The sequence below is a fragment of the Prochlorococcus marinus str. MIT 9302 genome (genome assembly GCF_000759975.1).
In the GTDB taxonomy this organism is placed as follows: Bacteria; Cyanobacteriota; Cyanobacteriia; order PCC-6307; family Cyanobiaceae; genus Prochlorococcus_A; species Prochlorococcus_A marinus_M.
Genome location: NZ_JNAM01000005.1, coordinates 113,858 through 134,221, shown reverse-complemented (window position 1 = coordinate 134,221; position 20,364 = coordinate 113,858). Strand labels below are relative to the sequence as shown.

The following is a 20,364-nucleotide window of genomic DNA, read 5'->3' as shown; positions in this document are numbered from 1 at the left end:
CTATACTTCTAAATAAAAGGAGGTTAACACCTCCTTTTATTTTATATAATCAAATATTTTCTTTTTATAAATTGGAGTTACTTCTCGATAGTCTTTTTAATGGTGTTGCAATAGGATCTGTACTACTTGTTGCTGCATTAGGTCTGGCAATTGTTTTTGGTCTTATGGGTGTAATTAATCTTGCCCATGGAGAACTTATGATGCTTGGGGCTTACACAACATACGTTACACAACTAATTTTCAAATTACCTATATTAAAACCCTTCTACAATTCATATATTATAGTCTCAATTTTTCTAGCTTTTATTGTTAGTGGAGTGGTAGGCATTATCCTTGAAAAAACTATAATAAGAAAGCTTTATGGAAGTCCTCTAGAAACACTTCTCGCCACATGGGGAGTAAGCTTAATTCTTCAACAATTTGTCAGAAGTGTCCCTTTAGCTTATGGTACGGGTTTGGTTATAAGTCTGATAATTGGTTTATTTTTACCAACAACGTTTCCTTCAAAAATAAAAGAATCAATTAATTTCAAATATTTTAAATTTAGTTCTTGGATATTTGCTGCTTTAACTGGGGTTCTCACCGGTAGCGTTATTTCATCCACTGTAAGCAAACTTAGTAGAGCAAGTGCTCGTAATGTTGATGTAACAGCTCCCTCATGGATGAGAGGTCAAGTAGAAATTATTGGAACTGCATTTCCTAAAACAAGATTAATGATAATTGTAATTACACTAATCTCTGTAATAGCAATAACATTATTTCTTAATCAAAGTTCTTGGGGGATGCGTATTAGAGCAGTTACTCAGAACCGACAAATGAGTGATTGTCTGGGTATATCTACTGAAAAAGTGGATATAATTACCTTTGGAATTGGATCTGGCTTAGCAGGAGTTGCCGGAGTAGCAGTATCACTATTAGGTTCTGTAGGACCAAATGTTGGAGGGAATTATATAGTTGGTTGTTTTATGGTTGTAGTTCTTGGAGGAGTAGGGAATTTATTAGGCACAGTACTTGCTTCCTTTGGAATTGGAATAATGACAGATTTAATTGGAGCTGGAAGGCTCTTATCAATATGGCCAGATATGCCTTTACCTCTCTCAAATACAATCAACTTTTTTGCCACAACAAGTATGGCAAGAGTAATGATATTTGCATTAATAGTTATATTTTTACAATTTAAACCCACAGGTTTATTTCCTCAAAAAGGCAGGATGGTTGAAAACTAATGACCTTAAGTAAAATTAAATTTGATAAAAAAATAGTATTATCATTTTGGATAATATTAATAGCCTTAATTATTGCAGCACCAACTCTGCTCCCTGTATTCAGATTAAATCTTCTCGGTAGATACTTATCTTTATCCATAGTTGCTCTAGGTGTTGATCTTATTTGGGGATATACAGGTTTATTAAGTCTTGGACAAGGTATATTTTTTGCACTCGGTGGATACTGTGCAGCAATGTATTTACAAATAACCAGTTCTTCTGAATTTCCAAATAATATTCCTGAATTTTTTGCTTTATATGGCGTAGAAAAATTACCTTTTTTCTGGGAACCATTTAGATCGCCAGTTTTCACATTCTTTGCTATTTGGACTATTCCTGCATTGGTTGCAGGTTTAATTGGATTTCTTGTTTTCAGGAATAGAATCAAAGGCGTATATTTTTCTATACTTACTCAAGCATCTCTTCTCGTTTTCTTTAATTTCTTTAATGGACAACAAAAACTTATAAACGGAACAAATGGATTAAAAACAGATGTAACCCTGCTATTTGGTCAGATGGTAGGTTCTGAGTCTATGCAAAGAATGTTCTTTTGGTTAACCTCCATACTTGTAATAGCGGCATGGTTTTTTGCAAAGTGGGTAGTCAAAGGAAGATTTGGCAATATTCTTATAGGAATTCGAGATGATGAACCAAGAGTAAGGTTTACAGGATACAATCCCGTGATATTCAAGACAATAATATTTTCTATAGCTGGAGGCCTCGCTGGAATTTCGGGGGCTTTATATACTGTTCAATCTGGAATAGTATCACCTCAATTCATGACTGTTCCCTTTTCTATAGAAATGGTTATCTGGGTTGCAGTTGGAGGGAGAGGAACATTATTGGGAGCAATATTAGGAGCAGTTTTAATTAACTATGCAAAAAGTCTGGTAAGTGAAGCTTTACCTGCTAGCTGGATGTTTATTCAAGGAGGAATGTTTATTTTAGTTGTTACAGCATTGCCAGAAGGTGTTTTAGGATGGATTCAAGGAGATGGCCCTAGGAATCTTCTTCAAAGATTTGGTTTTAAAAGAAAAATTGAAACCTATCCAAGCTTGGAAGTTAATAATAATGAGGAAAATTAATGAATAATAACTCTCTCCTAAATTTAATTGATATTACAGTTAGTTTTGAAGGTTTTTTAGCACTTAACAAGCTTAATTTGAATTTACTTAAAGGAGAATTAAGAGCTGTAATTGGACCGAATGGCGCCGGCAAAACAACATTCCTTGATGTAATAACTGGAAAAGTTAAGCCCACAAAAGGGGAAGTAATTTTTAAAGGGAAATCACTAATAGGTCGAAAAGAGCATAAGATTGCTCGACTTGGAGTAGGTAGAAAGTTTCAAAGTCCAAGAATCTTTGAAAATCTTACGGTTAAAGAAAATCTGGAAATATCAGTAACAACTCCTAAAAGTCCATTGAACCTAATAAATAAAAATATTAAAGATGAGCAGCTTGATGAGATTGAACGTCTTATGAAAATTGTTAATTTATCTCAAAAAGTCAATTCAAAAGCAGGATCTTTATCTCATGGCCAAAAACAATGGCTTGAAATAGCCATGTTAGTAGGACAGAAGCCTGATTTAATGCTTGTAGATGAACCTGTTGCAGGCTTAACTGATGAAGAGACTGATCTTACTGCTGATTTATTAAAATCTTTATCGGGAGAAAATACGGTTGTTGTAATAGACCACGATATGGAATTCATAAGAAGACTTGATAGTAATGTTTCAGTATTAAATCAAGGCTCAGTACTATGTGAGGGGACGATGGACACTATACAAAAGGATAAAAAAGTGATTGACGTTTATTTAGGAAGACCTGAGGATTAGCTATGAAAAATTTATTGGAAATTAAATCATTAAATACTTATTATGGCGAGAGCCATATTCTCAGAGATGTAGATTTAAATGTTAAATCAGGAGAAATGGTTTGTTTAATTGGTAGAAATGGAGTGGGCAAAACAACTTTATTGAAATCACTTATTGGTTTGTTAAAACAAAAAAAAGGCGATATTTATTTAATTGGTGAAAATATAAATAGAAAGGCCCCTCATCAAAGGGCTAGGAAAGGAATGGCTTACGTACCTCAAGGGAGAGAAATTATTCCATATCTTTCAGTTGAAGAGAATCTTATGTTAGGAATGGAGTCTCTGCCAGGTGGATTATCTAAGAACAAGAAAATAGATTCATTTATTTATGATCTCTTTCCAATCCTAAAAGATTTTTTACAAAGGAAAGGAGGAGATCTTAGTGGAGGACAACAACAGCAACTAGCTATTGCAAGAGCATTGCTGGGCAAACCTCAACTTCTATTACTTGACGAGCCAACTGAAGGTATTCAGCCCAATATAGTTTTAGACATTGAAAATGCAATTAATCAGATAATTAGAGATACAGGAATTGGTGTTTTATTAGTTGAACAACACTTGCATTTTGTAAGACAAGCCGATAGATATTATGCTATGCAACGCGGAGGCATTGTTGCGAGCGGAAATACTAGGGAGTTAAGTCAAGCAGTTATTGACAAATTCTTAAGTGTTTAAATAAATTATTTCTTTAAAATAACTAAAACAAATTTTAATTAATTTTCACATCTTATAAGGTCAATACTGTTTGGATGTTCATTAATATACTTATTAAATTCCATCGCTAGTGTTCTAGCTTCGTAAGCATCAAAAGCATAAAAACAATTTTCTAATCTTATATTTTGAAAGTCACGATAATGCACAGTATATGGCTTCAAGGAATTATTATTATTGATCATTTTAATTTGCTAAAAAGCAATTGGTTTATATTTCAACAATGCATGTATTTATAAATAAAAAGTATATCTTTTGTTGTTATCAATATATATTGACTTTAATTATGTATTTAAGGCCACTTTATGAAGACGAAAAAGTAATTAATCTCTTTGTTTCTTATTTTTAGAATAATGCTTGTTACCTTCAATTAAAAAAACAAATTTGGATAAAATGTAGCCAAAAAAAGGAACCCAAACTTTTTCATATAAAAACTTCATAAAAAACTAAGCAGCTAATGATTCGTTATCTTTAAATTCAGATGTTTTAATAACCTTTAAATCAATTGAATTAAAAAGATGTTGAATAAGTAAAAAATCAAGTTCACCTTTCAATAAATCAACATCCGAAGAAACCAGATCGTCTACAAAATCATCAAAAGTGTCTGAAAGAGGGTTCACGATTAAAAATTTTTTTTTCAATTATCATCGCATCAACAATAAAAGTCAACAATATATATACATAAAAGATATTTTCTCAGAAAAGTGAGAAGTATAGGGATTTATTTTTATTAGAATATAATATTGTTTTAGATAATATTTGGATAAGTTAATTTTAAACCAACTTTAAAATTTTAAGGACTAAAAATTTAAATAACTACTATAAGCAAACAAAATAAAATATTTAATATTAAACTCAGTGACTTTGAATTAAACATTATTTATCTTGCTCTTCTTAATTTTATATCTCTCCTGATTAGTATTATCAAAAAGACAATACACATATTTTCTAAAAAGAAATTTAAGGAAATCATGATCAACCCATTTAATTAATTTTTAACAAGATTATTGATATGCCAATTGCAAAAGAATAACTTTGAAAATTTTTATATTCAAAAAAAATTTCTGTATAGAGATCTAATTGGGTAGAAAAAAGTAAATTTAAATAATTATTCTTTAATTAGTTCAAAGTACCCATTTTTATTCAACAAGTACTTATCAAACCAAAGACTTAATAGATTATCCAATCCTATTCCATTCATTTTATTTAGTTGGGAAGTCTTATAATCAGAAAGTGCTAGCAATAAATACGGAAAAATCATATCAGAAACACCTTTTGGTAGCTTTTCTAAAGGCACCCCATGGGCTTTATCCCATAAAATTTGCATATCCTGAGAAAACAAAGTACTCCAATAATTAAAGTTACAATATAACTTCTCAGGAGGTAGAAGATTTATAGATAAAATTTGGAATGATGATTTCATAGCATATTAATATTTTATGGATTAATTGATTTCTAGATTTAGTAAAGGTAATAAATAATTTTTAATAGCAAAATCCCCCAAAACAAATACATATTAAACTTAACCCATAGTGAAGTACTATGCAACACCTATTCAATTATTAAATTCATTCATCATTTCCTGAAATTTAAGGAATGATAAGAACTTTTTATAAGTTTGCGAATCAAAAGACTCCTGATTTGTTGGTTTTAATAGAGTTGTTTTACCAAAGTTTTTATGATTTCCAACTTTAGTATTAATTTTGAGTTTTTCATTATCTATAAAGTCAGGAGAATCTTCAGATATGTGTAGTGAATTATTATTAATCCTTTGATATGATTGAGTTATTTTACCAGTTTTTTTATCAAAAATACCTCTTATAGAAAGTGCTTCCTCTACTAAAATGCTGATTATTTTTGAATTGCTTAAATTATTCTCTACACTCAATTCATCAATTATTTTCATAACATTTTCTCTTGGAATAAAACCAACTCTTTTTTTCTTGGTAGGCATCTAAAAACGAATTAAAGTTCAGCACTTGACTCTAATAAGTGTTGCACTATATTCATTATAAGTCAATAAATTCTAATGATTTTACCCACAGTATTACTTTTTGGAGCTCTTGGATATCTTTTTTACACTTCAAAAAAGGAACTTACACTGGATGATGATGCCCCATTAACAAACTCAAAAGAGGATGATGATTTGTACAAAGACTTAAAAGATCTATTTATTTAGAATTGATTCCTAGGTTCTTAAGAACTTTGTTTCTTGACTAAAGACATACAAAAACCAAACCATAATTAGAATAAATATAACGATATAAAATCTATGACTGTTCATCAAGATTACGAAATAAAAATCAATCTAAATGAATTGATTGAGAAGAGAATTCCCTGCTGTGATTTACTTCATCCAGATCATTGTTTAACTGAACAACAAGTTTCTGAAATTGCACATGACATTCGTATGGATTTAAATTTGCATGATCTTTATAAACAAGTCGATCAACACATTATGAACTATGTAAATGCAGCTGGTATTGATAACAAAGATCATTGGGTTGAACCCCATCTTCCAGATTTGGAGAGAGATAAAAAAGAAGAAGTCGGTATAGAATTTGAATAATCTTTTTTACTTTTAAAAGAATGATTAATATATGTATTTTTTTTCTAAATCATCTATTAATTTATAAATACTTTTTGCCGATCTCTTTCTTTTTTTTAAAATTGAAAAAACTATAAATCCAATTAATACCATAAATATAGGTGTGAAAATTATAATTTCATAATTCATAGCCATCAAATAACAAGCATCTAATATTTAAATTATTAAAAAGTTTGATTCAATAAAATAGGTACTTTATACAAATATATTTCACTATGAAAATTAAGATTTTTTATAAAAAATTGAAAGAATAAATAATTTTTTATAAATTATATAGTAAACAAACTTTAATTCTAAAAAGGTTTATGATTAATTATTTCGCCTTAACAATCAGCGAGATGGGTCTCGGCAAATTAGAGTTATCAGTTATTGGAGCAGTAAGTTTAATATTTCCAATATTGTTTGTTTATACATCTAAAAACCTAGATGCTAAGGGAGTTTTTGAGTGGATGATGGAGAAACCTAATGACTGGATAGGTAGAAAATAAGACTTTAACAATTTCTATTTTTCTAGTTAAATTCTAAATTTTCTAAACTACTAATATCAAAATCATAAATTTGGCAACTGTTTTCTAAATCATTAGCTATTGAATTTTTCAGTAGGGGATAATCTATCAACTTATTGAGTTTATTATTTTTAAATTCCTTATTCGTCTCTCCAATAGCGAATGCCAAAGCCCCCTCAGAAGAAATCCCAAATTTGGTAGTGTTACAGTAAGTTCTAGTGAATTTATTAGAAATCTTTTTAGTATACTTTTCAAGAGCTATAGAGGAAGTATCTAAAGAGTAAACTGGACTACTAAATAGAAGAAGCAAAGTTAAAGTAATAATCGTAAAAACTCTTTTGATCATAATATTTCATAAATTGCAAATTTAATATAATTTAGAATTTAATTATGCTGACTATGTTTTATTAAAAGTTATAAAAATTAAAAATTTGTATATACGATAATGGGAATCTCATATTTTGGAAGATAAAAACTCTCTAAATGAGTATTTTATAGTTTGAATTTTTTTTGGTAATTTTTTTAATAAACGCCTAAAAGCATTTGGCATAATAAAAATCTAAATCAATAATTACATAGATACCAAAGGATTATTAGGTATTCAATAAATAATTATCAAAAAATAAGTAAATTAATTATTAAATATATTGCTTGTGCTATGGAAATGTATTTGCACATGACTTATTGTTTAGATAGGAATAAAACTAAAATTAATATGACATTACCAGAATTCATATATGCTCCTATTGATGGAGGAACAATACATAGATATGAAATTAGTGGTGGAAAGAGAAAATTCTTGAGATTTATAGGTTGTTATTTGGGCCAGTGCAATTTCCACAAAAATATTGATGATGCTATCGATTTCATAAAGGATGTAAAAGAATCACAAAAGATACAAAAAACATAAAAAAGATACTTAAATACTTTAGGTCGTCAGTATATTTCAAAAACTACATAATTATTGCTACAAATAATAGAGAATTATATTTTTATGAGAAATTAATTATTTACTTGGGTTATAGTTCCGATAGATAACTAGTCAATAAAAAAAGAAATTAATTTATGGAAAACAAACAAATTAATTTTTTTAAATCAAAAGGCTTAAATACCGTTGTTAAGCCTTTTGAGAAAGGATCGGTAGTAAAAATTGACTCGTTTGATATTAGAGAAAATCAAAAAGATTTAAATATAGGTTTATTTGGTTGGTATGCAATTTGTCCTTCAAAAGAACTAAAAAAAAATACGCTACATTATTTTTCCCTCTATGATGAGCCTCTTGTCCTTTACAGAGATGAGAATGAAAATGTAAGGTGCATTAAAAATATATGTCCTCATAGGGGTGCATCCTTTTTTGGAGGCACATTATCAAATGGAGTGATAACTTGCCCATATCACGGAGCGAAATTCTCATCTGAGGGAAGTTGCCAAAATCTAGATAGAATTACTTGTAGCCACATAGTGGATAATAACTACGATAACTACGCCAAAAAAATACATTTATCTCAATACAAAGCATTAGAAAAAGATGAATATATTTTTGTACATTTTTTAAAAAAATCTGAGACTGATTTAAATAATATAAGTGAGGATTCACCTATAAGTAACTACGAATTATCTGATAATGGCTTTTCAGTTGAGGATTATGTATCAGAACAGGTGTTGGTTGACTTCAAATGTGATTGGTCAAGGATAATTGAGAATCACTTAGATATACTTCATCTTTTTTGGGTTCATGGGGATACAATTCCTGATAAAGATGTTAATAAAAACGTACTTGTTAGTTTTAAACAAAAAATTAATGTTACTCCCAAATACATTGAAAGTATTTACTTCTACAAAAATGACCCTTCAAAAGAATTTATCCGCATAAAATATATCCCACCTGGAAGGATATTAATTTATAAAGGAAATCCTTCGGTATGTCGATATTTACAAGTTCTAGATCATATTCCATTAGGAAATAATAAAGCAAGAGTAATAGTAAGACACTACAGGAAATTCTTAAAAAATAAGCTACTTAACAACCTCATATTATTTAAAGAGACTCAAAGAAAGATTTTTTATAAGATATTTAATGAGGATTATATGATTTTAAAGACACAAACATATAATCATAAATTGGGATTTATTAAAAAAGATGAAATAAAATTATTGGGAGAAGACAGAATAATAAATTACTTTTGGAAATGGTATAAGAAGTCTGAAGAGAAAGATAATCCTTGGAAAAATATTAATAAAGGTGAAAATCTTAGCGTATACGATAATGTGATTTTAAAATATCCCCCAGAGATTAAAAATTTAGAAGTTATAAATAATATAGATATTATCAGAAAAACATTTGTTAGATTTGCGGCTCCACTACTAATTTTCATGTTAATCATATAATTAATGAAGAAAGTAAATAGACCTTCATGGTTGAATTGGCTTTATCTTCTTATATTTATTCTAAGCTCAATTCAATTGATTATATTTTGGAGCAATAAGTTTTAGTGGTTAATAAGTTTTGGTTTGAGGCAAAAAATATAAATTGTTTTAAAGGTGGTTTTAGAGTAATAAAAGATTTAAATTTAAAGATAGCGTATTCAGAGAATGTAATATTAATTGGACCAAATGGTTCGGGTAAATCATCTTTAATAGAATTAATTAATAGAAACATATACCCAGTAATAACTAATGATTCAAAACTGAAAATATTTGACAAAGAACTTATAAATTTATGGGAACTAAGAAAAAGAATAAGTACAGTAAATAGTGATATTAAAAATAGAATAAATCCAAATCTAAATGTTTTTGATTTGATTTTAAGTGGACTATATGGAAGATATTGTTACATACCAAATAAATCTGAAAGCGATCTTTATAAGGTTGAAAATATCATGAAAACTATGAATGTTTCAAATTTATCTAAAAAAAAATTTTTTTATTTGTCAGATGGAGAGAAACAAATATCTCTTATTGCCAGAGCGTTAATCAAAAAACCTGATATATTAATCCTAGATGAGCCAATTGCAAATTTAGACTATAAATCAAAGTTTTTTGTAATTGATAAGATTAATGAATTATCAAAATTAAATACCAAAATACTATGTGTAACCCATAATATTTCAATGATTACGTCTATTTATGATCGGGTAATAATGATAAAAAGTGGAGAGATAATGGCTGATGGATATCAAAATAAGGTTATAAATAGTGAAAATCTTAATAAGTTATATGGGATTGATGTAGAGGTAATTAAAAATGATGGATTTTGGAATATAAACAAATTATCTAAAGAATAATTATAAAAATAGCTATCACAATAGCAAGAAAAATTAAGTTTTTCCTTTTTAAAAATGAAGAGGATTTATTTTTAAATGAAGAAGAACCACATTTAGAGCACACAATCTTACCTCCTAAAGATCGATCTGAAACTAATGAAGAACTTCCACAATTAAAACAAACTCTATTTACGCTCATCTAAAATAAAAGATTTTTAAGAATTATATTTAAATTATATTCTTTATAAACTTTGTAAAGAAAAAAGTCAAAAAACATGTTGATAATGAGAATCTATTGCAATAAGTATATTTATAGTACATAATTGATAATAATTCTCATTATCATATTAAATTTAGATGAATTTCCATAATTATGGAGAACCCACTTCTAGAACTATAAGGTTAATAACTGGGCAAAGTGTCTTAATAGACCCTGCATCTAGGCCAAAAGGCACATGCTTAGAAGTTGAAAGTGGAATAGCTAGAGTTTATTGCCCTTGCGAAGAAACTGAAGGCATGACACTTGCATTTTTACAGTCAGGAGATCAATTAAGAACGGAGCTTTTGTGTAGTGAAGGTGTCTGTGTTGAAGCACTTACAGATTTGTCATTTCAAAGCAATGTAAATATAGATGAAAATATTGGTTTCGACGCAGTAAATGAGTGGACTTTGCAACTCCTTAGAATTAGACACTTAGGGAATGCGGAACAAAGATTACAAGCTTTATTTTCAATACTAGTAAATCGTTTAGGAAGACGATGTGGTCAATGGTGTGAGCTACCTTTTAGGCTAACTCATGAAAGGATAGGTGAATTAATCGGCTCAACGCGAGTAACATCAACAAGATTAATTTCAAAATTAAGATCATCTGAGTTATTAATTGCTCCAATTGGCACCCAAACAGTAAGTGTTGCGCCTTCTTTTATTGAAACATCACCACTTTAAAAACATGAAGGAATCACAATCAATAACTAACAACTTGTTAATAGAAGTTGATGTATTATCAAATAGACTTAGAAACATAAAGCAATCTTTCAAAACTACTCATAATAAAGGATTGAAAGAAAGGTTATTTTATGAAAACAAAAATATTTTTAAAAGAGTAAATGAAATTTCTAAAATCGCTAAGCTCTTAAATAAAAAATCAAATGAAAAAATAAACTTTTCTAAGTTACTTGTTGAAATAACCAAAAGAACATTGAATGAGAATAAACTTGAAAGTAATTTATTTTTTCTTTAAATCACTATCTATCAACAAGATTGCAGACGGTTGATTAGATGCAAACTTAACTTTGCCAAGTATGTTTGCAAATTCATCCTCTGATTTTGTTTGAGCCTCTACAATTGGATCTAAAAATACGTTGGTTCTTGTATCTGAAATTCTTTCTGAAATGGAATAAAGTTGTTGTAGAGATGAAGTTAAATCAGCCTCCATGTTGAAAGAATAAGAAATTAAATCCTCAATTGAATCCCATGATTGAACTGGAGCAGGAAGTTCATCTAATTTTACGCTTTGTCCTCTTGCTATTAAGTAATCTGCAAATTTTTGAGCATGTTCCATTTCACCTTGTGATTCACTTAGAAAATGTGAGGCAAAACCATTTAGGTCCCTCTCTTGAAACCATAGGTATATCGAAAAATATTGAACATTGGCATATCTTTCCATTGTTAAATGTTCAAACATATTATCCAATAAAGAGACTTCCATTGGTTGTGCAACAGCTCTTCCAGATGGGCCAAAATTAATTAATTTCTTTGTTTTTAAATTATTTTCATTCATTACTAAAAAAGAAACTATATAAATAATACAACATTTTGTATAAATTAGTAATTAATTAAACCTTTAAATTAAATTAAATAATATGATAATGAAAATCAATCTCAATACTATAAATGAATTCAGAGTACAGTTTTTCTGAACTGCTATTAACTAATAAAATATATTTAAGTAAAAAAAAGAAATGTAAAAAGAAAAAATGCTCTAATTGGAGGGGTGGGAAGTGTAATTGCTCATAATTAAAGTTTATATATATACCTTATGTGCACCAGGATATAAAAAATAATAACTATTTTTATTTATAGAAAGTGAACATTTATCACCGTTATTTAGGAGATTATTAATATTAGTTCTAACTCTCAAAATGTTATTATTAATAGATACTTTATAGATAAGAAATTCTCCAAGAAATTCTTTAGATATTACATTTGCATTACCAGATTCTGATTTTTTAATTGAAATAAATTTAGGCGAAATTGACATTATTTTTATATGTGTATTTTTTAATAACCCTGAACTATTTATTTCACCTAAACAAGACAACAATGTATTACCATTTTTTTTGAGATTAATAATATTATTTCCCAAAATAAAACTGCTAACAAATATAGTCTTCGGATTATTTAGAAGGTTAATTGGTGTATCAATTTGATGAATTTTACCTTCATTCATAACGGCAACTTTATCGCAAATTGACATAGCTTCTTCAGGATCATGAGTAACCATCAATCCGCTTGCATTACAACCTCTTAGAATATTTGGCAGTTCACTTCTCAATTTAAGTTTGACATGCATATCAAGACTACAAAAGGGTTCATCCAATAAAATAAAATTAGTACCGGGAGCAAGAGCCCTCGCAATTGCGAGTCTTTGTTTTTGACCTCCAGACAATTCATGTGGGTACCTTCCAACAAAACTATCAAGGCCAACAACCTTTAATAAATAGTCAACTCTAGATCTATCTTTTTTGTTTTTCAAACCAAACATCACATTTTCCATAACGGTTAAGTGAGGGAACAGTGCGTAATCTTGAAAAACCATCCCAATATTTCTTTTCTCAGGGTTAAGAAAATTTTTCCTACTTGAAATTTCCTTATCATTTAGAGAAATACTTCCTTTAGATGGATATTCGAACCCTGCGATTAATCTCAAAAGAGTAGTTTTTCCACAACCTGAAGGTCCAAGCAAACCTAATAATTCGCCATTTTTAATTTTCAGGTTAATTTCATTTAATATCCAATTTGAATATTCTCGCTTATCATATTTATGATGCAGATCATCAATTATTAACGCATCATTTTTCACAAAATTTTTCTTCTTTAAACACATTAAATTAGCAGAAAATATCAACTTAAAATAACTCATGTATAATTTTATACACCATTCAATTTTTCAAATTTAATGAGAAAGGCTGAAAGAGCAGAAATAATACGCAGGGAACTCAAAAAGCTATATCCGTCGCCTCCAATACCTCTTGATCATAAAAATGCATATACACTTCTAGTTGCAGTGGTTTTAAGTGCTCAATCAACAGATAAGAAAGTTAATGAATTAACAAAAAGCTTATTTAAAGTTGCAGATAATCCAGAAAAGATGGTTAAGTTAGGTATTAATGGCATTTATGAATACATAAAATTTTTAGGTCTATCGAATCAAAAATCAAAGAACATCTATAACCTTTCTAAACTCTTGATTGAGAAGCATAAAAGTATAGTCCCAAATACTTTTGATAAACTTGAATCTCTTCCAGGGGTAGGTCATAAAACAGCTTCGGTTGTAATGTCACAAGTTTTTAAAATCCCCTCATTCCCAGTGGATACTCACATTCACAGGTTGTCACAAAGATGGGGTCTAACAAATGGAGATAGCGTAGTTCAAACAGAAAAAGACCTGAAAAAAATATTTCCTGTTAATGAATGGAATACATTACATTTGCAAATAATCTTTTTTGGAAGAGAATACTGTACCGCAAGAGGCTGTGATGGAACAAAATGTTATTTATGTAGTACTCTTTATCCCAAAAGAAAAAAGAAATTCATATGTAAAAAAGCATAAGAAATTTATATAATAATTAAATTAGTTTTTTAATCATGAAAATTGCAATTACTGGTGCATCGGGAAAAACGGGTTACAGAATTTCTGAAGAGGCAGTTAAGAAAGGATATAAAGTAAGGCAAATCATTAGAAAGAACTCAAAAGTTATAGAAGGACTAAAGAATTTAGAGACATTTAGAGTTTCATTAGACAAAAAAGAAGAACTAGATAAAGCTATAAAAGATATTGATGCTTTAGTAATTGCCACTGGTGCAAGAGCATCTTTAGATTTAACTGGTCCAGCGATGGTTGACGCATTAGGAGTATACAGGCAATTAGAAAGTTGCAAAAGAGTTGGCATTAAGAGAGTTATTTTAGTTAGTTCTCTTTGTACTGGAAAATTATTTCATCCCTTAAACTTGTTTGGTTTAATTCTTATTTGGAAGAAAATTGGTGAAAACTTTCTACGAAATTCAAATTTCGAATGGACTATAATTAGACCTGGCGGATTAAAGGAAAATGAAGATATTAAATCAGAAAATATCAATTATTCAAAGGAGGATACTCAAATTAATGGATCAATACCAAGAAGATTAGTTGCGCAATGTTGTATAGATTCCTTAAAAAACAAAGAATCCATAAATAAATTAATAGAAGTTACAAGTTCGAATGATAATAAAAAGATATCTTTTAAAAAAGCTATGCAAATGATTTAAAAAATGTAAATATATAAATTAAAACTATGAAAATAAATCCCAAAATTGACGCATTACAATTAATGCTTACTGATTTAAGAACTAGAAACGAGCCAATAAGACATAAAGCTGCATTTAAAGGCTGTCAACCAGAATTTCAAAGTCTTGTCTCAAGATTAATAAAGCAGTTAGAGGAAGAATTAGTTGCTGAAAAGCTTACTAATCGTGATAGTTAAAAAATTTAGATTACTTAAATGAAATTAAGTTATCCAATTTTGCTTGTTCTGAAAGTTCATCATATCCTCCAAAAAATTTATTATCCAAAAATATTTGAGGGAAAGTATTATGGCTACTTTGAGTCATTATTTTTTTAAAGCTCTCATCATTGTCTATTAAAGTAACTTCATGAGGGATAGATAAAGAATTAAGCAACCTAATTGCTCTTTTAGACCAAGGACAATCCTTTAAAATATATGCTTTTACACGTGATTCATTTTTTAAAAAATCATTACTTGAGATATTAATAAGTTTTTGTTCAAAAGAAAGTAATAATATATCAGTACCTTTTTTTACAATACATCCCTCCTCAAGATGCCCGCCAAATACATTACATCCCTCATCTGCAAAACTCAAATGTAAATGAACATCTCCTTTATTAAAATGTCCATTTAAAGAAACTATCTCTAGATTACCCTCAAATTTATTTATCTCTTGATTTCCTGGGCATTGAATACAAACTGTTCTAAGATTACCAACCACTCCTGAAACATACCCGTATAAATTGTTCGATAAAGAATATTCTTTAATTGAATTTATTAAATCAGATTCTGGAGATAGCTTTAGGCTATGAGGCTGCATTAGAGATATGAGGAATAATTTTGTAATATAAAACATCATCAATCATAAAAAGAAGTTGAGTTTATAATCTTTAGGATTCAGATCTAAATTAAATTTTTAGAATCTAGTATTAAAAACAATTTTAAATTTTTACTAAAAATTTAAGCTTGTTGAGAGTGTAATATATTTTTTATATACAAAAACTAATTTGTTATTAAGAAAAAATTTTAAAAATTTGGAATTGAATATTCCCAACTTTTTATCGATATCTCGCCTTTTCCTTGTATTTCCATTAATACTTTTTTTAGAAATTAACAGACCTTTTTATGTCTTTATATTGATTATTATTGGAGGTTTAACTGATTATTTTGACGGGTTAATTGCAAGGAAATTTAATCTTAAAACCAGATTAGGAGCTATCCTTGATCCCTTAAGCGATAAAGTATTCTATTTAATTCCTTTAACCTTCCTTTGTAAAAATAATTTTATACCCTTCTGGTCTTTGTCACTAATTTTATTTAGAGAATTAATTATCTCTAGCCTGAGGAACTCTACAAAAGACGGTTTACCAGCATCTAGGTTAGGTAAATATAAAACATTTTTCTTTTTTATTTCAGTAATCACCTTCTTTACACCACTAAAAATTAGCTTTTTGAATAATTTGGCTTTAATTTTTTATTGGTTAGGATTCATCCTGACTTTTGTAACTTTATTAGGCTATTTAAGAATTAAAAAGAATATTATCTGAATCTTCATCAAACTCTTCACTCTTTTTATTATTAAAATCTTTCACAAAACTATCCTTTAAACCATTAAGTAAATCAAAAGTGGGCACCCACTCTAAATCACGTTTTATCTTAGAGATATCAGTCTGATAATGATTTAATCTTATTGGAAATCCCTTTCGAGATTTAGGATCTAATTTTTGATAATCAAATGTTCTTAAAGAGATCTCATTTTGGTTTAACCCAAGAACATTCGCACAGAAACAAATTAAACCCTTTATTGTAACTCCTTTTTCACCTGAACAGTTGTAAATATTATTTTTGGAATTTTCAAAATTTATGCACCTAATCATTACATCAGTTAGATCAGAAACATGGCCTAGCTGAGTAATTAAAGACCCGTCACCAGGAATTGGTATAGATTTTTTAGTAAATAACCTTTCAAAAAACCAATTTTCAATTTTATTATAATTTCCTGGTCCATAAATATAAGTAGGCCTAAAACTTGTAAAAGGAATTTTTTGGTTTTTCAACCAATTTTCTGTCTCAAACTTTCCTTTGTGCCTACTATCTGGATCAATTGCATCAACTTCGGATAAGGGTAGTTCACAATTATCTTTATAAACACCTGCAGAGCTGACATATATATATCTCTGGAAAGAATTATCTAAATTTTCTATAAGAAGTTTGGTTTGTTCTAACTCTCGTCCAGAAATATCATAAACAAAATCATACTTTTTATTTCTTAGCTTGACGATATCTTCTGAATTATTTCTATCACCCTTAATTAAATTTGTTTTTTCAGGATTAGCTTTATTACCTCTCGTAAAAATATCAATATCATGATTTTGACTTAATAACTTTCCTACCAAAGACTTGCCAACAAATCTAGTGCCACCCATTACAAGAATTTTCATATTCAAAAAATATTTAACTGAAGTAGTAATCTTAAATAGAATTACATATTGAATAGTACTACTAATAAGTAATTAATGAAAAGGATGATTCTATGGACCTAATACCAGCAATTGATTTAATGAATGGTAAGTGTGTAAGGCTTTTTAAAGGCGACTTTAATAAAAGAAAAGACTTCACAAAAGACCCTCATGAGCAAGCTAAATTTTGGGAAAGCGAAGGAGCAAAATATATACATATAGTTGATTTGGATGCTGCAAAAACTGGATCCCCAACAAACGATAAATCAATAAAAAAGATTGCAAAAACAGTTAACATACCTATTCAAATAGGTGGTGGGATAAGGTCTCAAGAAAGGATAGAACAATTATTTTCTTATGGTATTGAAAAAGTTATCATGGGAACCTCTGCAATAGAAAATAAAGAACTAGTTAAAGACTTATCAAATAAATTTCCTGGAAGGATAATTGTTGGGATAGATGCAAAAGATGGAAAAGTTAGTACAAGGGGTTGGCTTGAGCAATCTAATATTTTTGCCACAGATCTAGTAAAGGAGTTTTCTTCATTTAAAATTGCTAGTTTTATTGTTACAGATATAAATACAGATGGGACGTTAGAAGGGACAAATGAAGAATTCATAAAAAGCATACTTGAAATTACAGATATTCCAGTAATAGCCTCAGGAGGTGTTGGTTCAATTTCTGATTTATTATCGTTAGTAAAATTTGAAAACTCTGGACTCTTTGGAGTAATTGTAGGTAAAGCTCTCTATGAAAATAAATTCACGATAAACGAAGCAAATAATGTATTATCATCAGAGAGATTAGATGACTTTAATTTAAACAGAAATTATTACGCTTAAAAGAGTATAAAAATTGATTTAAGGCTGGTATTTGCAGTAATTGTTAGTTAATTTTGTATAAGAGATAAGAAATCTAGTTTTGGTATTAATTTCAAAAAAATCGATATTAATTATTGCTCCAAGCTTAATAGCAGAATCTTTATCGCTTAAATTAACATCACTAGACCAAAATTTAGACATTAATTTTAATAATGGAACAGGTGATAAAACTCCGGAATTAGTTATTTGGAATCTTCTTAATTTTCAATCAGAAGATCTTATAAGATTAGAATTATTAAAATTAAGAGAAAGATATGATGATTCAAAGTTTCTTATAATTCTCTCTGGCGAACTTGTTTATGAAGCAAATACCCCTCAATCGTTAAATGCTGAAGGTTTTCTTTTAAATCCCAGTGCAGAAAAAGTTCTTGAATCTATTGATACCATTTTAAATGGAGGAAGGGTATTTGATATTGAAAATAATTCCAGAGTTCAATTAAACAAAAATAAGCCTCTCTCTTTTAGTCAAAAAATTCTAAGTTCAGGTCTTAAACAAATAGATTCTGAAATTAATTATATTTTCAAATATGTCAACTCTGATTCAACACCAGAATTTTATAAATTCATTTTAAAAGGAAGATTAAGAGAACTTATTACTGCAAAATCTTTTCTAATTTTCTTATGGGGTAATTCACTAGAACTTTATACAGAGGCAGTTTACACTGAAAATAAAATTAATCTTGAGAATAAGAACACTGTATTCATTAAAGATAAAAACACTACAGAAATATGGAATTTAATTCTAGATAGACTAAAAGAAAGGTATAGCTCAACTAACTTACAGGTTGAATTTAATAATTCATCAATAATTCTCTCTGGGATAAAGAAAGAATTCATTTCACGACTAATTTGCAAAATGTTAGATGAGTTAGATAATTTAGTAAAAAATATTAAGGAAAACTATAAGGAGAAAGATTTTAAAGATGATCTAAATTCACTAATAAAAGAACTTAAAGTTAATACAATTTCAAATATCACAGACAGCTATTTTCGATTAAAAAAAGGAAGCGAATCTATTTCAATAAATGATTTTATTTATAGTGAGGTAAGATGCGAAGAGATAGATAGAGAATCACATGAATCAATAATGTTTATTGAGCCAATTATTAAAAATGAAGCTCTTGACTATGATGGGAAATTACTCCCTCTATATGAAACAGAATCGTTTTTGATCCTTGAAAATATAATTTCAAATTGGACAATAAGGAACTGTAATTTATTGGCTTCTGAAATCTTTAATATTTGTTCTTCTTGGCCTGAATTAAGAACTGTACTTATAAATCCCGAATTACAATCAACAAGAAATTTTGAAAGATTTAGAAATAATATTAATAACTATAATCGCTGGCATGACTATATTTATATGCCTATCTACTTGTATGAGAGTAAACGAGAATATATTGATATTATCGATAAAAAATTTACCCGTTACTTTAAAAATGAAAATAGGGAGAAAGAATTAGAGAATCTAGAATGGCTACAAAAACAAGTTACATTGTTAGTCGAGATAAGAGATGCCGTAGCACCTCAGTTAGAAGTTGCAGTAAAATATATCGGTAATCTTTTCGTAACTTTCCTTACAAAGGTCGTTGGCAAAGCTATCGGTTTAGTGGGGAAAGGAATCCTTCAAGGATTAGGAAGATCAAATTCAAAGTAAGTTTTTAAACTTTTAATGAAAATAATTCAATGGATCCTAATAGCATTAATTTTCTTAAGTCCATATAAAGCGAATGCCAATAGAGATACAGACAGTTATGATGGCAACATTTTCCCTATATATGCAGGGAATGGAGCAATAGTTCCTCCTAAGACAACATTAAAGGATTCATTAAATAATAAAAGGGTATCAGTTCTATTCTTCTACCTTGATGATAGTTCTGACAGCAAAGCAATGTCTCCGGTGATATCAGGTCTAGATTTGATATGGAGGGAAAATATAGATATTATTGCTTTAACCACAGATGAACTACAAAACGAAGAGAAATCTGATCTTCCAACTGAACCCAATTTTTATTGGAATGGATTAATTCCTCAAACTATTATTATTGATAGTAATGGGCAAATTAAATTTGATAAAAATGGAATGGCTGACTTTGGTGAGATGAACAAAATTATTAGTCAATCAACAGGGATCGAAAGAGATAAAAGTTCCACATTTACAGTAGAAGCCTTTAATGAATACAATAGTACAATTTCAGAAACAAAAGTACAAGAAGTAAAATTAGAGGAACCAGAAGAAAGTGAAGTTAAAGAAG

27 protein-coding genes and 1 pseudogene are annotated in these 20,364 nt (G+C 28.8%); 19 read left to right on the top strand and 9 right to left on the bottom strand.

Annotated features, from left to right (window positions below; genetic code table 11):
- Nucleotides 1–71: 71 nt before the first annotated feature.
- The 4 genes from urtB to urtE are packed head-to-tail and all read left to right on the top strand — an operon-like array spanning nt 72 to nt 3,812.
- Entirely contained in the window at nt 72–1,226 is a 1,155-nt protein-coding gene (urtB, locus tag EU96_RS06875) for an urea ABC transporter permease subunit UrtB (RefSeq protein ID WP_032526105.1), read from the top strand.
- Nucleotides 1,226–2,350, top strand: a complete 1,125-nt coding sequence (urtC, locus tag EU96_RS06880) for an urea ABC transporter permease subunit UrtC (protein WP_032526104.1) — start codon at nt 1,226–1,228, stop codon at nt 2,348–2,350. The genes urtB and urtC overlap by 1 nt, the downstream gene beginning before the upstream one ends.
- Nucleotides 2,350–3,099, top strand: a complete 750-nt coding sequence (urtD, locus tag EU96_RS06885; protein WP_032526103.1) for an urea ABC transporter ATP-binding protein UrtD — start codon at nt 2,350–2,352, stop codon at nt 3,097–3,099. The genes urtC and urtD overlap by 1 nt, the downstream gene beginning before the upstream one ends.
- Before the next feature lie 2 nt (nt 3,100–3,101).
- On the top strand, nt 3,102–3,812 hold the full coding sequence (gene urtE, locus EU96_RS06890; RefSeq protein WP_032526102.1) for an urea ABC transporter ATP-binding subunit UrtE: 711 nt from the start codon (nt 3,102–3,104) through the stop codon (nt 3,810–3,812).
- Between the two features lie 38 nt (nt 3,813–3,850).
- Here the strand turns inward: urtE and EU96_RS09745 are convergent, their stop codons facing one another.
- The 4 genes from EU96_RS09745 to EU96_RS06905 form a co-directional block, all read right to left on the bottom strand.
- Nucleotides 3,851–4,033 carry a hypothetical protein gene (locus EU96_RS09745; protein ID WP_032526101.1) on the bottom strand — a complete coding sequence of 61 codons (183 nt, stop codon included), beginning with the start codon at nt 4,031–4,033 and terminating at the stop codon, nt 3,851–3,853.
- Between the two features lie 261 nt (nt 4,034–4,294).
- Nucleotides 4,295–4,468 (bottom strand): hypothetical protein, encoded by a 174-nt coding sequence (locus EU96_RS10190; RefSeq protein WP_193741303.1) that lies wholly within the window; start codon nt 4,466–4,468, stop codon nt 4,295–4,297.
- A 488-nt stretch (nt 4,469–4,956) separates the two neighbouring features.
- On the bottom strand, nt 4,957–5,271 hold the full coding sequence (locus EU96_RS06900; protein WP_032526099.1) for a hypothetical protein: 315 nt from the start codon (nt 5,269–5,271) through the stop codon (nt 4,957–4,959).
- Nucleotides 5,272–5,403: 132 nt separating this feature from the next.
- Nucleotides 5,404–5,802, bottom strand: a complete 399-nt coding sequence (locus EU96_RS06905) for a hypothetical protein (protein WP_032526098.1) — start codon at nt 5,800–5,802, stop codon at nt 5,404–5,406.
- Between the two features lie 75 nt (nt 5,803–5,877).
- Here EU96_RS06905 and EU96_RS10185 point away from each other — a divergent pair, with 75 nt between their 5' ends.
- From EU96_RS10185 to EU96_RS06915, 3 genes are all read left to right on the top strand, one after another.
- The gene (locus EU96_RS10185) at nt 5,878–6,027 is read left to right on the top strand and encodes a hypothetical protein (RefSeq protein WP_193741302.1); all 150 of its coding nucleotides are present in this window, start codon (nt 5,878–5,880) and stop codon (nt 6,025–6,027) included.
- A gap of 93 nt (nt 6,028–6,120) precedes the next feature.
- Entirely contained in the window at nt 6,121–6,417 is a 297-nt protein-coding gene (locus EU96_RS06910; RefSeq protein WP_032526097.1) for a hypothetical protein, read from the top strand.
- A 344-nt stretch (nt 6,418–6,761) separates the two neighbouring features.
- Complete coding sequence (locus EU96_RS06915) at nt 6,762–6,944, top strand: hypothetical protein (protein WP_032526096.1); 183 nt, start codon at nt 6,762–6,764, stop codon at nt 6,942–6,944.
- Nucleotides 6,945–6,966: 22 nt separating this feature from the next.
- Here the strand turns inward: EU96_RS06915 and EU96_RS06920 are convergent, their stop codons facing one another.
- The gene (locus EU96_RS06920; RefSeq protein WP_032526095.1) at nt 6,967–7,308 is read right to left on the bottom strand and encodes a hypothetical protein; all 342 of its coding nucleotides are present in this window, start codon (nt 7,306–7,308) and stop codon (nt 6,967–6,969) included.
- A gap of 369 nt (nt 7,309–7,677) precedes the next feature.
- On the opposite strand from EU96_RS06920, the gene EU96_RS06925 reads away from it, so the two are divergent.
- From EU96_RS06925 to EU96_RS06945, 5 genes are all read left to right on the top strand, one after another.
- Nucleotides 7,678–7,872 carry a hypothetical protein gene (locus tag EU96_RS06925; protein WP_032526233.1) on the top strand — a complete coding sequence of 65 codons (195 nt, stop codon included), beginning with the start codon at nt 7,678–7,680 and terminating at the stop codon, nt 7,870–7,872.
- 155 nt (nt 7,873–8,027) lie between these two features.
- The gene (locus EU96_RS06930) at nt 8,028–9,350 is read left to right on the top strand and encodes a Rieske 2Fe-2S domain-containing protein (RefSeq protein WP_032526094.1); all 1,323 of its coding nucleotides are present in this window, start codon (nt 8,028–8,030) and stop codon (nt 9,348–9,350) included.
- A 104-nt stretch (nt 9,351–9,454) separates the two neighbouring features.
- Nucleotides 9,455–10,246, top strand: coding sequence for an ABC transporter ATP-binding protein (locus EU96_RS06935; protein ID WP_032526093.1), 792 nt, complete (start codon nt 9,455–9,457; stop codon nt 10,244–10,246).
- 336 nt (nt 10,247–10,582) lie between these two features.
- A complete protein-coding gene (locus EU96_RS06940; RefSeq protein ID WP_032526091.1) occupies nt 10,583–11,170 on the top strand; it encodes a Crp/Fnr family transcriptional regulator in 588 nt (195 codons plus the stop codon).
- A gap of 4 nt (nt 11,171–11,174) precedes the next feature.
- Complete coding sequence (locus EU96_RS06945; RefSeq protein WP_032526090.1) at nt 11,175–11,465, top strand: hypothetical protein; 291 nt, start codon at nt 11,175–11,177, stop codon at nt 11,463–11,465.
- Here the strand turns inward: EU96_RS06945 and EU96_RS06950 are convergent.
- On the bottom strand, nt 11,451–12,005 hold the full coding sequence (locus EU96_RS06950) for a ferritin (RefSeq protein ID WP_032526089.1): 555 nt from the start codon (nt 12,003–12,005) through the stop codon (nt 11,451–11,453). The genes EU96_RS06945 and EU96_RS06950 overlap by 15 nt on opposite strands.
- A 243-nt stretch (nt 12,006–12,248) precedes the next feature.
- The gene (locus EU96_RS06955; RefSeq protein WP_032526232.1) at nt 12,249–13,307 is read right to left on the bottom strand and encodes an ABC transporter ATP-binding protein; all 1,059 of its coding nucleotides are present in this window, start codon (nt 13,305–13,307) and stop codon (nt 12,249–12,251) included.
- Between the two features lie 96 nt (nt 13,308–13,403).
- Between EU96_RS06955 and nth the strand changes: the two genes are divergently transcribed.
- The 3 genes from nth to EU96_RS06970 are packed head-to-tail and all read left to right on the top strand — an operon-like array spanning nt 13,404 to nt 14,967.
- Nucleotides 13,404–14,057: an endonuclease III gene (gene nth, locus EU96_RS06960; RefSeq protein ID WP_032526086.1), complete on the top strand. Its 654-nt coding sequence runs from the start codon at nt 13,404–13,406 to the stop codon at nt 14,055–14,057.
- A gap of 35 nt (nt 14,058–14,092) precedes the next feature.
- Nucleotides 14,093–14,752 (top strand): SDR family oxidoreductase, encoded by a 660-nt coding sequence (locus tag EU96_RS06965; RefSeq protein WP_032526085.1) that lies wholly within the window; start codon nt 14,093–14,095, stop codon nt 14,750–14,752.
- A gap of 26 nt (nt 14,753–14,778) precedes the next feature.
- Complete coding sequence (locus EU96_RS06970; protein ID WP_025923092.1) at nt 14,779–14,967, top strand: hypothetical protein; 189 nt, start codon at nt 14,779–14,781, stop codon at nt 14,965–14,967.
- A gap of 10 nt (nt 14,968–14,977) precedes the next feature.
- Here EU96_RS06970 and EU96_RS06975 read toward each other — a convergent pair whose 3' ends face one another.
- Nucleotides 14,978–15,589, bottom strand: a complete 612-nt coding sequence (locus EU96_RS06975; RefSeq protein WP_032526231.1) for a PCC domain-containing protein — start codon at nt 15,587–15,589, stop codon at nt 14,978–14,980.
- Nucleotides 15,590–15,776: 187 nt separating this feature from the next.
- Here EU96_RS06975 and pgsA point away from each other — a divergent pair, with 187 nt between their 5' ends.
- On the top strand, nt 15,777–16,316 hold the full coding sequence (pgsA, locus tag EU96_RS06980; RefSeq protein WP_032526083.1) for a CDP-diacylglycerol--glycerol-3-phosphate 3-phosphatidyltransferase: 540 nt from the start codon (nt 15,777–15,779) through the stop codon (nt 16,314–16,316).
- Here the strand turns inward: pgsA and EU96_RS06985 are convergent.
- Complete coding sequence (locus EU96_RS06985) at nt 16,290–17,210, bottom strand: NAD-dependent epimerase/dehydratase family protein (RefSeq protein WP_032526081.1); 921 nt, start codon at nt 17,208–17,210, stop codon at nt 16,290–16,292. The two genes, pgsA and EU96_RS06985, sit on opposite strands and share 27 nt — an antisense overlap.
- 92 nt (nt 17,211–17,302) lie before the next feature.
- Between EU96_RS06985 and hisA the strand changes: the two genes are divergently transcribed.
- From hisA to EU96_RS07000, 3 genes and pseudogenes are all read left to right on the top strand, one after another.
- Nucleotides 17,303–18,070: a 1-(5-phosphoribosyl)-5-[(5-phosphoribosylamino)methylideneamino]imidazole-4-carboxamide isomerase gene (hisA, locus tag EU96_RS06990; protein ID WP_032526080.1), complete on the top strand. Its 768-nt coding sequence runs from the start codon at nt 17,303–17,305 to the stop codon at nt 18,068–18,070.
- Nucleotides 18,071–18,149: 79 nt separating this feature from the next.
- On the top strand, nt 18,150–19,766 hold the full coding sequence (locus EU96_RS06995) for a DUF3685 domain-containing protein (protein WP_032526078.1): 1,617 nt from the start codon (nt 18,150–18,152) through the stop codon (nt 19,764–19,766).
- Between the two features lie 15 nt (nt 19,767–19,781).
- Nucleotides 19,782–20,315, top strand: a pseudogene (locus EU96_RS07000) (thylakoid membrane photosystem I accumulation factor); the annotation flags it as partial.
- Nucleotides 20,316–20,364 lie beyond the last annotated feature (49 nt).